General features: G+C 69.5%; 11 protein-coding genes and 2 pseudogenes. 10 read left to right on the top strand and 3 right to left on the bottom strand.

Features of this window, described 5'->3' with window-relative positions:
- Nucleotides 1–657: 657 nt before the first annotated feature.
- On the bottom strand, nt 658–1,887 hold the full coding sequence (locus ACH4K4_RS38105) for an MFS transporter (protein ID WP_398174762.1): 1,230 nt from the start codon (nt 1,885–1,887) through the stop codon (nt 658–660).
- 52 nt (nt 1,888–1,939) lie between these two features.
- Entirely contained in the window at nt 1,940–2,473 is a 534-nt protein-coding gene (locus ACH4K4_RS38100; protein ID WP_398174759.1) for an SDR family NAD(P)-dependent oxidoreductase, read from the bottom strand.
- 223 nt (nt 2,474–2,696) lie between these two features.
- Between ACH4K4_RS38100 and ACH4K4_RS38095 the strand changes: the two are divergent.
- The 5 genes and pseudogenes from ACH4K4_RS38095 to ACH4K4_RS38075 form a co-directional block, all read left to right on the top strand.
- Nucleotides 2,697–6,036 (top strand): annotated as a pseudogene (locus tag ACH4K4_RS38095) (BTAD domain-containing putative transcriptional regulator).
- A gap of 564 nt (nt 6,037–6,600) precedes the next feature.
- On the top strand, nt 6,601–6,732 hold the full coding sequence (locus tag ACH4K4_RS38090; RefSeq protein ID WP_398174756.1) for a hypothetical protein: 132 nt from the start codon (nt 6,601–6,603) through the stop codon (nt 6,730–6,732).
- Between the two features lie 13 nt (nt 6,733–6,745).
- Complete coding sequence (locus ACH4K4_RS38085; protein WP_398174753.1) at nt 6,746–7,615, top strand: methyltransferase domain-containing protein; 870 nt, start codon at nt 6,746–6,748, stop codon at nt 7,613–7,615.
- A 235-nt stretch (nt 7,616–7,850) separates the two neighbouring features.
- Nucleotides 7,851–8,213 carry a hypothetical protein gene (locus tag ACH4K4_RS38080; protein ID WP_398174750.1) on the top strand — a complete coding sequence of 121 codons (363 nt, stop codon included), beginning with the start codon at nt 7,851–7,853 and terminating at the stop codon, nt 8,211–8,213.
- Nucleotides 8,214–8,343: 130 nt separating this feature from the next.
- Nucleotides 8,344–8,624, top strand: a pseudogene (locus tag ACH4K4_RS38075) (transposase); the annotation flags it as partial.
- Between the two features lie 260 nt (nt 8,625–8,884).
- On the opposite strand, the gene ACH4K4_RS38070 reads toward ACH4K4_RS38075, so the two are convergent.
- Nucleotides 8,885–9,091, bottom strand: coding sequence for a hypothetical protein (locus tag ACH4K4_RS38070; RefSeq protein WP_398174747.1), 207 nt, complete (start codon nt 9,089–9,091; stop codon nt 8,885–8,887).
- 691 nt (nt 9,092–9,782) lie between these two features.
- On the opposite strand from ACH4K4_RS38070, the gene ACH4K4_RS38065 reads away from it, so the two are divergent.
- The 5 genes from ACH4K4_RS38065 (at nt 9,783) to ACH4K4_RS38045 (ending at nt 13,243) form a co-directional block, all read left to right on the top strand.
- Nucleotides 9,783–10,064 carry a MerR family transcriptional regulator gene (locus tag ACH4K4_RS38065; protein ID WP_398174768.1) on the top strand — a complete coding sequence of 94 codons (282 nt, stop codon included), beginning with the start codon at nt 9,783–9,785 and terminating at the stop codon, nt 10,062–10,064.
- Between the two features lie 364 nt (nt 10,065–10,428).
- Nucleotides 10,429–10,632 (top strand): cold-shock protein, encoded by a 204-nt coding sequence (locus ACH4K4_RS38060; RefSeq protein ID WP_398174744.1) that lies wholly within the window; start codon nt 10,429–10,431, stop codon nt 10,630–10,632.
- Nucleotides 10,633–11,004: 372 nt separating this feature from the next.
- Entirely contained in the window at nt 11,005–12,492 is a 1,488-nt protein-coding gene (locus tag ACH4K4_RS38055; protein ID WP_398174741.1) for a DEAD/DEAH box helicase, read from the top strand.
- Nucleotides 12,493–12,539: 47 nt separating this feature from the next.
- On the top strand, nt 12,540–12,878 hold the full coding sequence (locus tag ACH4K4_RS38050) for a CBS domain-containing protein (protein ID WP_398174738.1): 339 nt from the start codon (nt 12,540–12,542) through the stop codon (nt 12,876–12,878).
- A 50-nt stretch (nt 12,879–12,928) separates the two neighbouring features.
- On the top strand, nt 12,929–13,243 hold the full coding sequence (locus tag ACH4K4_RS38045; RefSeq protein ID WP_398174735.1) for an SCO5918 family protein: 315 nt from the start codon (nt 12,929–12,931) through the stop codon (nt 13,241–13,243).
- Nucleotides 13,244–13,319: the final 76 nt, after the last annotated feature.

The following is a 13,319-nucleotide window of genomic DNA, read 5'->3' as shown; positions in this document are numbered from 1 at the left end:
GTACTGCAGGGGGGACCCTGTGGGAGAGTAGGACGCCGCCGAACAAATTGTGAGTGGGAAGCCCCGCACCGTATGGTGCGGGGCTTTCCGCATTTTCAGCCCAGACTTGTTGAAAAGCTAAGGCGGTGCTGGTGCCGCCTGGTCAGGCACGTGAAGAAGCCTGGTCAGGCACGTGAAGAAGACGCCCAAAAAATTCGATACCAGCGCTTACGCCTCTCGCCAGGGCCCGGCCAAGAGCTTACGTATCGCCTGGCCTTCAACCAAGGCGCACGCCGGCCCGAGGGAGGCCGGGCATTCTGCGAAGAACTCAGCGGGCGCATGGGGTTTCCCGTGCTGTCCTCCAGCCTTGCCACGCTCGCCGCGCGCCCAGCACTCGGATTCAAGCGCCTGTCCCTTGTCTCGCCCCCTGGAAGAACTGGCGTCTCTGAGCCGCCTGACGCACCAGGCATCCGTCTGACCCGCCGGCCGGACGCTCTACCACCCGGCGCGCGGCGGGCGGTCGTCGCCCGGTCCTGGGCAGCCCGGTGCTCCGAGGCGCGTGGCGCCGGCCCGTGACCGTGCGCTGAACAGGAGCAGGCCACCGCGCGAGATGCGCGGTGGCCTGGTATAGGGCGTGGCGGCAAGCGCCACGGGTGTCGGGTCGGCGTGTGCCGTCCTCTATGCCTGGGAGTGCTTGGCAGGGAAGCCGCGGTGGCGGGCGAGGAGAACGACCACCAGTACCGGCGCCAGGAGGATCAGGACACTCCAGGGGAAGGAACGGCTACCGGTGAGGTTGAGCAGGACGCCGCCGGCGATGCCGCCGCCCGCCATGGCGACGTTCCACAAGGTGACGACCATGGCCTGGGCCGTATCGGCGGAAGCCCCGGCTGCCTCGCCGGCCGCGGTCTGCAGCAAGGTGGGGATGCCTCCCCAGCCCAGGCCCCACAGCACCACGGCGACGTAGACAAGCGTGGTGGAGTCGGCGAAGACCGCCAGTACGGCGGCCCCCACGGCGACGAGCAGGGTGCTGACGATGGTCAGACCGCGCAGCCGCCGGTGGATGAGGGCGCCGACGGCCCAGATACTCAGCAGCGAGGCGATGCCGAAGACGAGCAGCACCAGATCGGTGCTGTCGCCCATGCCCAGGCCGTCGAGGAACGTGGCGATATAGGCGTACAAGATGGTGTGGGCCAGGACGAAGACGAGCGTGACGAACAGAACGGGGGTCACGCCCGGGATGCGCAGGGTCCGCAGCATCTTCGGCCGCTCACCACGCTCCTGCCCCCGGTAGTTGGGTACGGCCGCCACGATCCACGCCAAGAGCACCACCGTGAGCGCCGTCATCGCGAAGAAAGCCGTGCGCCAGCCGAGTGCCTTGCCCAGGAACGTTCCGGCGGGGACACCAATGGAGAGCGCGACGGGGATACCGGCCATGGCGATGGCGATCGCCTTGCCTTGCAGATGACTGGGGGCCATACGGCGCGCGTACCCGGCGAGCAACGCCCAGGCCAAGCCGGCTGCCACACCGGCAACGAACCGCGCCACCATCGTCAGCCCGCAGTTGGAAGACAGGGCGGTGACGGTGTTGGCGACAGCGAACCCGACCATCGCGGTCAGCAGCGCGTGCTTGCGCTGCCAGCCCGCGGTGGCGGTGGCCAGTGGGATCGCGGTCAGCACCGTGCCGATGGCATAGATCGTGACAGTCTGGCCCGTCGCGGACTCGCTCACACGAAGGTCACCGCTCATGGCGGGCAGCAGCCCCGCAGGCAGGGTTTCGGTGAGGCTCGTGATGAAGACGGCAGTGGCGAGGGCGAGCAGGGCGAACAGCGGCAGCTTCTGCCGCTCGTTCCCCGCCTCCCCGTCGCGGGCTGCAGCGGTGGCAACCGCTGTATCGGGTGCAGTGGTCATGAGAGGTGCTCCGGATCGGTGTGGGGACGCAGGTGATGTGGCCGTCGGTGGGTCACGAGCTGCCGAGCCCGCCGTCGACGGGAAGGCGGGTGCCTGTGGTGAACGTGGCATCCGTGGCCAGGAAAAGCGCGGCACGGGCCACTTCCTCGGCGGCGCCGAGGCGGCCCAGCGGCGGCAGCGGCGCAGAGCTCTGGCCGGATGCCTCGATACAGCTCGGAGCGACGGCGTTGACGCGAATGCCGCACGGCGCCAGCTCGCTCGCGAGCCGGCTCACGCTGCCGGGAAGCGAGGCGCTCGTGATGATGACGACTGCGCCGTCGCCTTGCAGGTACGGCACCAAGGGCCGGACTGCGGCCACGGTGTCGGCAAAGAGGTAGTCGACGGCGCTCAGGGCGGTCTCGACGTGCTCCGGGGCGACGACCCGGGCCGCCGAGCCCAGCTCATCGCTCATGTGGGCGCGCTCCTGCGCGCTCCGGGCTGCCAGCACGACCTGAGCGCCGCCTTCCACGAGACGCTTGGCGATGGCCAGGCCGATGCCGGTGGTCTCACCGACGACCACGGCTTTCCTGTCCGCATACCTGGTCATGCGTGCTGCTCCCCTCACGGGCTGTTCCTGCCGGATACGCGAGACCGCCCGGCGAGACCCACTGTGCGGCGCGGCCCTTTGGGAAAGCTGCGGGAAAACTTCCGAAAAACTCTCGAAAGCTCCGGACTCACTCATGACTGACGGCCAGGAGCGCGGTCAGGGCCCGCACTCAGGCGAGGATCTCGGGCCTCCACGGTTACAGGCGGCGTATACAGTGACGCCCATGCGATTTGGGGTGCTCGGGCCGCTGGCGGTGTGGGACGAGGAAGGAAGAGCCGTTACCGTTCCCGAGGCCAAGGTCCGGGCGCTGCTCGCCAACCTGCTGGCCCATCACGGGGAACCAGTTCCCGCGGACCGTCTCATTCACGATGTGTGGGGCGACCGCCCGCCGAGCAAGCCCGCAAGTGCCCTGCAGACCAAAATCTCCCAGCTGCGCCGGATCCTGGGCCGGCACCGGGTGGTGCGCCAGCCGCCCGGCTACCGGCTGCACCTTGACAGCCATACCGACCAGGTGGACGCCGACCGGTTCCGTGACCTGGTGACCCAGGCCCGGCAGGCGCAAGGACCGCGTGCACGGGCCGCGTTGTTCACTGAGGCCCTCGACATGTGGCGGGGCACGGCGTACGCGGACTTCGCGGATGAGGAGTTCGCGCGGGGGCCTGCGCAGCGTCTGGCGGAGCAGAGGCTGTCCGTGGTGGAGGAACAGGCGGAGGCCCGGTTGGAAGCAGGCGACGGCGCCCTGCTCGTCGGAGAACTCGCCGACCTCGTCAGCCGGCACCCGCTGCGGGAGCGTTTGCGGGGCCTGCAGATGCGGGCGCTTTATACGGCAGGCCGGCAGAGCGAGGCACTCACGGCGTATGAAGACCTGCGATCTTGCCTCGTCAGGGAACTGGGGGTCGAGCCCAGCCCAGAGCTGGCCGCCTTGCACCAGGCCGTGCTCCGCCAGGACCCGGGGCTGCTCGCCGAGTCCACGAGGCCAACTGCCGATGCCCCGAAACCACAGTCCCGGGCCGCTACGGCTGCGGCGGCCGCTGCTGAACCACAGCCCTCGACGGACCCACCCGGGACGGATGCCCAGTCGAACCTGCCTGTGCCGCTCACCCCGCTCATCGGCCGTTCCCAGGCCGTTTCCCAAGTCGCCGACCTCATTCGAACCGAGAGGCTGGTGACCCTCACCGGCCCCGGTGGCGTTGGCAAGACGCGTCTGGCAGTGGCCGTGGCGATACGTGACAGCGCTCGCGGCGGCGAACTCGGCGACGGGATATGGCTCGTCGACTTCACCGGCATCCGCCTTGGCAGCACCGCAGACCTGGCCCAGGGCATCGTGGCCACTCTCGGCATCCGCGACAGCGCGTCATCCGCCCTTCCCGGCTCCCGGCCCGGCCCCGGTACCTCATCGCTCGTACACCGTCTCGCCGCTGCCCTTCGGGACCGCCGCACTCTGCTGGTCCTGGACAACTGCGAGCATGTCGTCGACGCCGCCGCCGAGCTGGCCGATCTGCTCTTGCGCACCGCCCCGGGGCTGCGCATCATGACCACCAGCCAAGAACCGCTCGGCCTGATGGGTGAGGCCGTCTTCCTGGTCAAGCCCCCTCTCCACCACCGACGCCGTACGCCTGTTCACTCAGCGCGCAGCGGCCTCCAGCCCCGGCTTCGCGTCCGATCCGGCGGCATTCGGCCCCGGTGACCGCGATGCCGTTGCGGAGATCTGCCGGCGTCTCGACGGTATCCCCCTCGCTCTCGAACTCGCGGCCACGCGTGTACGGGCCCTGGGCGTGCGGGAGCTGGCGTCCCGGATCGGCGACCGGTTCCGGATCCTGACCTCCGGACAACGCGGAGCGCCGGCTCGCCAACAGACCCTGCGCGCGATGATCGTCTGGAGCTGGGAGCTGCTCAGCGCGCCCGAGCGGATCGTCCTGCGCCGCCTTGGCGCCTTCAGCGACGGTTGCGACCTGGAGGCCGTCGAAGCCCTGTGCCCGGGCGAGGGAGTCGGCCGGGAGGAAGTGCTCGACCTTGTGACTCGGCTCGTCGGCCGTTCCCTCGTGGTCGTGGTGGACGGGCCCGACGGGCCCCGATACCGGCTTCTGGAGTCCATCGCCGCGTACGCGGTGGAGCGGCTGCACGAGATGGACGACGTCACCGCCATTCGCGACCGCCATCTCCGTCACTACCTGGCGCTCGCCGAGCGCGCGGAGCCGTTCCTGCGGAGTGCCGACCAGCAACTCTGGCTCGCCCGTCTGGACACCGAGGCCGGCAATCTGCGCGCGGCGCTCGACCACGCGGTACGTCGCGCCGCCACGGGCACGGGGGCACAGGCGGCGCGGCTCGCGTCCGCCCTTTCCTGGTGGTGGCTGGTGCGCGGCCGCTTCACCGAGGCCCGTCGCAGTCTGCGGGCTGTCCTCGCAGCCCTACCCCGAGACAGCGACGCGGTCTGTGAGGCTGATGCCACCGAACTCCGCGTGTTGCAGGCCGCATTCGCGCTTCTGACCGGCGACCACCACGCGGCCATCGACACAACGGCCACCACAGCCATCGCCGACCCCGTAGGCCGGGCCCGCGTCCTGTGGTTGTACGCCTATGGACTGTTCAGCACGGGCGCCGTGGAGAGCAGCGGCGAGGTGAACACACATGCCCTGGACCTGTTCACCGCCTCGGGCGACCAGTGGGGTACGGCGGCCACCCTCGCGCTGCGGGCCACGCTCGCCCTCGTCAGCGGCGACCTCGCGCAGCTCGGCCGCGACGGCCTGCACAGCGCCGAGCTCTTCGGCGCACTGGGCGACCACTGGGGCGAGTTGCAGACCGTGTCACCGCTCGCCGTGCTCGCCGAGATCAAGGGCGACTACGAGGACGCGGCCCGCCGCCAGCGCGAAGGACTGCGGATGGCCCAGGAACTGGGCCTGCAGACGGAGGTCTCGGCGCGGCTCTCCGGGCTCGGCAGGCTCGCACTGCTCGCCGGTGACCACGACCGTGCCTACGATCTGCACCAGCAGGCCCGCCGCATCGCCGCTGACCAGGGGTACAAGTACGGTGAGAACCACGCGGAGATGGGACTCGCCCTCGGCGCGCGCCGCTTGGGCGACCTCGACACCGCGGAAAAGCATCTCTTGCACATCCGCGACGGCTACGCGGACGTCTCCTCCAACGCGGGAGACCATCTGCTCCTCGCCGAACTCGGCTTCATCGCCGAACTCCGCGGCGACGCGGGCCAGGCCGCCGAGCATCACCTGAGCGGTTTGCACATGGCGCGCTCCCTGGGGGAGCCGCGGGCTCTCGCCCTGTCGCTGGAAGGGCTGGCCGGCGCGGCGCTCACGCACGAGCACGGGAGCGGCGCGGCGTGCGCAGCCGTGCTTCTCGGGGCCGCGGAAGCGGCTCGCCGCAGCGTGGCCGCACCGCTGCCGGCCGCCGAGCGCGGCGACGTCGAGCGCATTACCGCGACGGCGCAAGCCGTCCTGGGGGACACCGGCTTCGCGACGTCGTTTGAGCACGGCGCACAGATGACCCCGGACGAGGCTGTCTGCCATGCCGGGACGGCGCTTCAGTGGCCTGTGGAGACGCGCAGCTGAGAATACTGCCGGTGTCCGCTCCAGGGCTCCCTTGCATGATTGTCGATGCGCGCTGCCATTTCACGCACGATCATGATCAGTCGTGCCTGCTCGCTGCCGGCCCACTCGCCGCGGGCACGCTCTTCAGCGACGGGCAGCAGCACACGGATGTGGAAGGCCAGGTCCTGGTGTGGGAGCGACGGCTTTACCCGGGCCGACAGGCATGCCGGGACTGCCGTCGCCTCCACGCACCGTACGCCCGGGCCCGACGACCAGACAGCGCAACACCATGCTGGAAGCGCTGCTTGTCGAGCACGACTTCAGCCACGCCGGCCTCGCCGACACGGTCAACCAGGTGCTCGCCGAACTGTTCGGCCACCGAAGAGTTTGCAGTGCCGTGTCGTGACGAGAATGGCGTCTACCGGTCTTGCGCCCCGCGCTGCTGCCTGCTGGATGTTATGGACGAAGAGAGAGGCCGTATGCGGGAGTGCCGGCGCCCGGCGGGCGGTTCTTCGCGGGAGAGTACCGGCTCCAGTGTCGTCGAGGGCCTTGGCAGCGGCCTCCGGCGGCGACAGACTTCGGCACATGCCCAGGACCAACGGCGGCTCGTCGGATCCGCCGCAGAGCGAAGAGGGGGGCCTCCCCCAGACCGGACAGGAGGACACCGGCAACGGCCACCAGGACCAGGGCCCCGGCCCGCTGCCCGAGGGCGGCTGAGAGCAGGCGGTACGTGGACTCCCTGGACCTGCGTCGGCAGTGCGCGGAGGAGATTACCCAGCGGTACGGGTATTTCGACGGCAGGACGTGGCTGCGTGAGGCGTTCGAGAGCGTGCCACGCGAGCTGTTCGTGCCCGACCTGGTGTGGTGGCCACACAAAGGCCAGGACGGCCGGTACCCGGTCCTGGACCGCACCCGGCGGCCCGGGCAGTGGCTGGAGGCGGTCTACCAGCCGCGCGCCGCGCTGATCACCCAGATCGCCGACGGGGCCGTGAAGCCCGAGGACGGCCCCACCGACCACCACGACTTCACCTCGTCCATCTCCTGTCCGGCCGTGGTAATCAACATGCTGCGCCACCTCGACCCGCAGCCCGGAGAACGCGTGCTGGAGATCGGCACCGGCACCGGCTACAGCGCAGCCCTGCCGGCGCGGCGGGTCGCCCACATAGTGACGATGGAGATCGAGGACGAGCTGGCCCAGCGGGCCGGGAGCAAACTCCGCGACGCCGGATGCGACAACGTGGAGGTGCGTGCCGGCGACGGGGAAAACGGCTGGGAACCGGGCGCGCCATACGACCGGATCATCTCCACCGTCGGAGTCCGCGAGATTCCAACAGCCTGGCTCCACCAGGTCAGACCGGGCGGCATCATCCTCACACCGATCGACACCCCCCTGCACTGCGACGCGCTGCTCTGCCTGGACGACTGCGACGGCCGGGGATACGGCCGCGGGCGCCTGATCACCGACATCTACTTCATGAAGCTGCGATCCCAGCGACAGCGCAGGCCCTGGCACGAGTACGGATGGCCCCGCTTCCCTGACTGGGAGGTCACTGTCCACCCGGAAAACGGCCAGCGAGTGCGTACACGGCCCGGTTTCTGAGCCGCCCCTACCTACCCAACGCGACCACAACGGCGACTTCCGTCCCGGACAGCCTGCGGGACATCGGCTCACTTCCGCCTGCACGGAGAGGACTGGCCCGCTACGACATCGGACGCGTCCTCATCACTGGCGAGTCCTACACTCGACCCGCACACCACAAGGTCGGCACCGAACCCCGTCGCAGCTCGGCACCGAGTACGGCAACGTGAATCTCCGGGCCGACAGCACAGAGGTCGTGCGACGATTCGTAGCCACAAGCGGGGACGACTTCTCCAGCAAGCGGTGTGTGAAGGACCTGGAACTCCAGCACATCCGGGGTGTCGGAGCTGATGACCAGCGGGTGGAGATCCAGTTCCGGCACAACTGCTGGAAGCACGACGAAGACCTGGTCATCCGCTACGCAGACGTCTCCAACTTCGATGCCGGAAGCACCGGGGACGACGACTGGACAGTCCTCGGGACGGTGATCCTCGACGAGATCCTGCCCCACCAGAACGGCTGCAGCCACGAGATCGGATTCTGGAACGGCTCACTGAGCGTCGTCTGCCGAGACCTCGTCGCGACCTGGACTGAGACCGACTGTCCCAGCAATCCGTAACCAGGAACGTCCTCCGCGCGCAGCCAACACCTCGCCGAAATTGAACGGCAAGCTCAACCTGCCGCCAGGCTTCGTCGCGGAGTGCGCCTGTTCGCTCCCCGCGCCCGTCCGGGGCGGCCGTGAGCCCTGGCCGCCCCGTCATGACCTGCGCGACCTACGCAACGCGGTGCTCTACGTGGCCCGCACTGGCAACCCCTGGCGCTTCCTCCCGTACGGCTATCCGCACTGGAACACGGTCTACCAGTCCTTCGCCCGCTGGGAGAAGGCCGGCATCTTTGAGCAGCTCAACGCCCTGCTGCGGCGCCGCGTCCGCGAGAACGAAGGCCACATACCGGAGCCGACCGCGATGTCGGCAAGAAGATCGTGGGCCGCAAACGGAGCGTCGTGATCGACACGACCGGCCTGCTGCTCGCTGGCGGGCAAGCCAGGGTGGCCACCCGGCACGGCGAGAACCGTGGATCTCCGGGTCTCCGTGCCGAAGCTGGAGAATCTGGACGAATCCACCGGCCTCCAGGCGCTCAAGGGCATGACGGGATCGGCCTCACGAGCCGCTGGAATGCGGCGGCTCTCAGGGACGAGGCTTCAGTGGGCCGGTCACAGGAGGCGGACCGGTAGCGGGGCGGGACCGTCGCGTCCCCGTCCCGCGTCCGGAGCTGACGGCAGGAAGGTCTTCAGCCATCGACGAAAGTGACCGTCTCGGCGAGCGGGGCCCGGTCGATGCGGTCGTGGCACGCGACCGGGACCTCGAACCCGATGGACATGCCGCAGAACAGGATCAGGCCAGGTGGGGGCGCCCGGTACGAGGCCCGCTTGCCAGCGGTGGCCAGTGCCGGTACCGGCGTGGTGTGGCGGGCTGTGGCGTTGCTGTACGCCAACATGCGCCTCGAAGCGCTGCCCTGCCGCAACAGCCTGTTCGCGGCGATCGTCCTCGCCGTTGATGGTCTGGTTGATGTACTTGCCGGGCTCGCGCACCTGGGGCGGGGGCGCGTTGCAGTTGTCGGGAGGGAAGAAGTCCGGTCTCGCCTGGCAGAGTAAAGCTGGCCTGGCGGGAGTAGACATGGAGGGGCGGCGGGATTAGCGTCGTTGTCATAGCCAAGAGGCCGAGTGGGTGCGGCAGGGGAGATGTGCCGTGCCGCTGAGGGCAGTAGTCGTGGCGCGGCGGCAAAGCGGAGAGCCGACGTTCCCCGGGGTTTTCCGTTGACCGTCGGCTCGGTGCGGGGGCTGCATGCGGTACCCGCAGGTGCAAGCGGGCTCACCCGTAGGAAAGAAGGTGAGGGGCAGACGCCATCGGGATCGCCCGGGGCGGAAACGGTTGGCCCCGGGTACCGCAGGCCCCGGAACGAAAGGTGGTCCCACGGTCACGTATCCGCGATCCCCGTTCTCCGGCCCCTCCCCTGGGGCGGTGCGGAAAGAGTGGACCGGGCCGGCAGTGGTGTCCACGTCCTCGGGGCCCTGGTGCCGTACGGCACCAGGGCCCCTTGAGGTGTTCCCTGACAGATACGAGAGGTGCAAGTGAGCACAGGAAACTCCCCCGACCGTCTCGATGACGACGACTATCCCGCCTACACGATGGGCCGGGCCGCCGCGATGCTCGGCACCACCTCGGGCTTCCTGCGCGCCATCGGCGAAGCCCGCCTCATCACCCCCCTGCGGTCCGAGGGCGGGCACCGCCGTTACTCCCGCTACCAGCTGAGAATCGCCGCCCGGGCCCGCGAACTCGTCGACCAGGGCACCCCCGTCGAGGCCGCCTGCCGCATCGTCATCCTCGAAGACCAGCTCGAAGAGGCCCAGCGCATCAACGAAGAACTGCGCCGCTCCGCTGCCGGGCCCCGCCGTCCGGACGGTGACTGATCCGTGGTCCTGCTGTTCCCGTGGGCCGGCGCGGCCCGGGGCCGACCGCGGGCCCGCCCCGCGCTGATGTTCCGGCCCGGCTCGCACCGTATCTGTAGCGGCGAAATGAGAAATAAGAGCAGGGCGCCGTGAAAACATCTCGCCCGGCGCGCCGAGTGGAATTATTCACTATTCAGTGCAGGCCCCGGTGTGCTAGCGTCGATCTCAGTTGCAGTTGTGGTTCCCAAAGCTTCAAGCATCTCCGTCGGCCGGTCGGCCGACGAGGCTTTTGTTTTTTCGGTAATGTTCCGGATGGGGTAATCATCGCAGCGACGCGGGATCCGCACGGTGCGGACCCCGGACACTGCCCCGAAGGAGAATTATCATGGCATCTGGCACCGTGAAGTGGTTCAATGCGGAAAAGGGTTTCGGCTTCATCGAGCAGGACGGTGGCGGCGCTGACGTGTTCGCCCACTACTCGAACATTGCCGCCCAGGGCTTCCGCGAGCTGCTCGAAGGCCAGAAGGTGAGCTTCGACATCGCGCAGGGCCAGAAGGGCCCGATGGCCGAGAACATCGTTCTCGCCTGACACCGGCGCACCGTACGAGCAGGGGCCCGCACCTCGGGGTGCGGGCCCTCTCGTCGCACGAGGGGCAACGCAGCCCCGCCCCGCATGGTGGCGTTCTCGTCCGCCGACGGTTTCCCGGGGCGGTCCCGGCCTCATTATCTGGATTATTTGGCGGCGCTTCGGCGTCGGATGCCGACGCGGCGCGGGGGTTACTGGTCGCGTCTTATCTGCCGCCCGGGTCGCTCGGCGCATTTCGGCGAACGGCCCCCGTTCTCTTTATCTCGCCATTCCGTATGCGCTGGTGTTTTCATTTCGGTTCGTTCTCGCAGTTCCCTGTGCCGCTCGTCTGCTGCGGGAATTCCTTGATACGTGCCGCATCGAGGAAGGTTTTGCATGAACCGTACACGCACGAACGACCGATTTTCCCGCACCCGCACCGGCGGCGCTGACGGCTCCGGCGGGGGCAGCGGTTCCCGCCGGACGGCCTCCAGCCGCTCTCGCAGGGGCGACCGCCCGGCCGGCCACGGTCGGCGGCCCGCGCTGCAGGGCGAGTTCGCCGCTCCGAAGACGGTCACTCCCGTGCTGCCGGCCGTCGAGGCGTTCACCGACCTCGACATGCCCCGGCGACTGCTCGACGAACTGGCCTCACAGGGGATGCGCGTACCGTTTCCCATCCAGGGTGCGACCCTGCCGAACACCCTCGCGGGCCGTGACGTGCTCGGCCGCGGGCGGACCGGTTCCGGCAAGACGCTGGCCTTCGGTCTCGCGCTGCTGGCCCGTACCGCCGGGCGGCGCGCCGAGCCCCGGCAGCCGCTCGCGCTCGTCCTGGTCCCCACCCGGGAACTGGCGCAGCAGGTCACCGACGCACTCACCCCCTACGCCCGGTCCGTCCAGCTGCGGCTGGCAACCGTCGTCGGCGGGTTGTCGATCGGCCGCCAGGCCGGCGCGCTGCGCGGCGGCGTGGAAGTCGTCATCGCCACACCCGGCAGGCTCAAGGACCTCATCGAGCGCGGTGACTGCAGGTTGGACCAGGTCGGCATCACCGTGCTGGACGAGGCCGACCAGATGGCCGACATGGGCTTCATGCCCCAGGTCACCGCTCTGCTCGACCAGGTCAGGCCCGAAGGCCAGCGGATGCTGTTCTCCGCCACCTTGGACCGCAACGTCGACCTTCTGGTCCGGCGCTACCTGACCGATCCCGTGGTCCACTCCGTCGATCCCGCGGCGGGTGCGGTCACCACGATGGAGCACCACCTGCTGCACGTCCACGGCACCGACAAGCACGCCACCACCACCGAGATCGCCGCGCGCGAAGGCCGGTCGATCCTGTTCCTGGACACCAAGCACGCCGTCGACAAGCTCACCAAGCACCTGCTCGGCAGCGGCGTCCGTGCCGCCGCCCTGCACGGCGGCAAGTCCCAGCCGCAGCGCACCCGCACCCTGGCCCAGTTCAAGACAGGGCACGTCACGGTACTGGTGGCCACGAACGTCGCTGCCCGCGGCATCCACGTCGACCACCTCGACCTCGTCGTCAACGTCGACCCGCCCAGCGACCACAAGGACTATCTGCACCGCGGCGGCCGCACCGCCCGGGCCGGCGCCTCCGGCAGCGTCGTCACCCTGGTCCTGCCCAACCAGCGCCGCGAAATGGACCGCATGATGGCCGCCGCGGGCATCACCGCGCAGTCCACCAGCGTCCGCTCCGGCGAGGCCGAACTGAGCCGTATCACCGGCGCTCAGGCTCCCTCCGGAATCCCCGTCACCCTCACCGCCCCGCCCGTCGAAGGCTCCCGGCGCAGCAGCCCGGCCAGGCGCGGTCGGCGCAACCGCGCCGGGCAAGCGACACGCCGAGCCGCCCGACGCCTGGACGCGGCGGCCTGAAGGCCGTACGCGAACCGGACACCGGCACCTTTCTGCAGGAGCACCTCGTGACAGTAGTTCAGATACAGCCCCGCCCGGCGACGCCCGGCCCCGCCGGCACCACGGCAATCGATGCCATGGAGACCGCCGGGCCCCGGATCTGGGACGACATGACCGTCGAGGTGGCCCTGTCCGTCATGGCCGGTGCCCGCGCGGAACGCCTGCTCGTCTGCGACAACGACAGCCGGTGCATCGGCGTCGTCACCCAGGCCCAGCTCATCGCCGTCCGCGACGGCTCCCAGTACACCGACCAGGTTCGCCTGCGCGAGGTCCTGGGCGGCAGCGGCCCCGTCGGCTCGCACCCGGCCGTCGAGAACGGCTGCGTGCCGGGCGCACGGGCTCGCTGACACCGTCTCGGCTCCGCAGCAACCGTTTTCCCCTCTCCCTGTGAGGTCTCATGCGCTGTGTCATCGCTCGCTTCCCTTTCGACCTGACCAAGGCCGGGGTGCTGGAATCGATGCAGGCGGTCAAACCCGAACCGGTCACTGGCGAATCCGTGATCATCGGCCGTCGCCACTACCCCCTCAAACAGGTGGGCCAGGTCATCACCGGCCAGGACCGCCGCGATTTCAGCGCCGCCGAAGTCCAGCGGGCCATGGCCCGCCTCGGCTTCACCTGCCGCCCCGCCCCCTCTGCCGCACCCGCACCCGCACCCGGCCTCAGCCCGTTCCAGCGGGCATCCGCGATGCTCGGTACACCTGAGATGGCCTGACGGGCAGGTCGCAAGCCGCCACCCGTTCAGCAACCGGGCCCGACCGGCACGTGCCGGCCGGGCCTGCCCGGGTTCC

This window comes from Streptomyces sp. NPDC017529 (assembly GCF_044329785.1).
In the GTDB taxonomy this organism is placed as follows: domain Bacteria; phylum Actinomycetota; class Actinomycetes; order Streptomycetales; family Streptomycetaceae; genus Streptomyces.
Note: the sequence above shows the minus strand (reverse complement) of the source record. Positions and strands in the feature narration are given on the sequence as shown.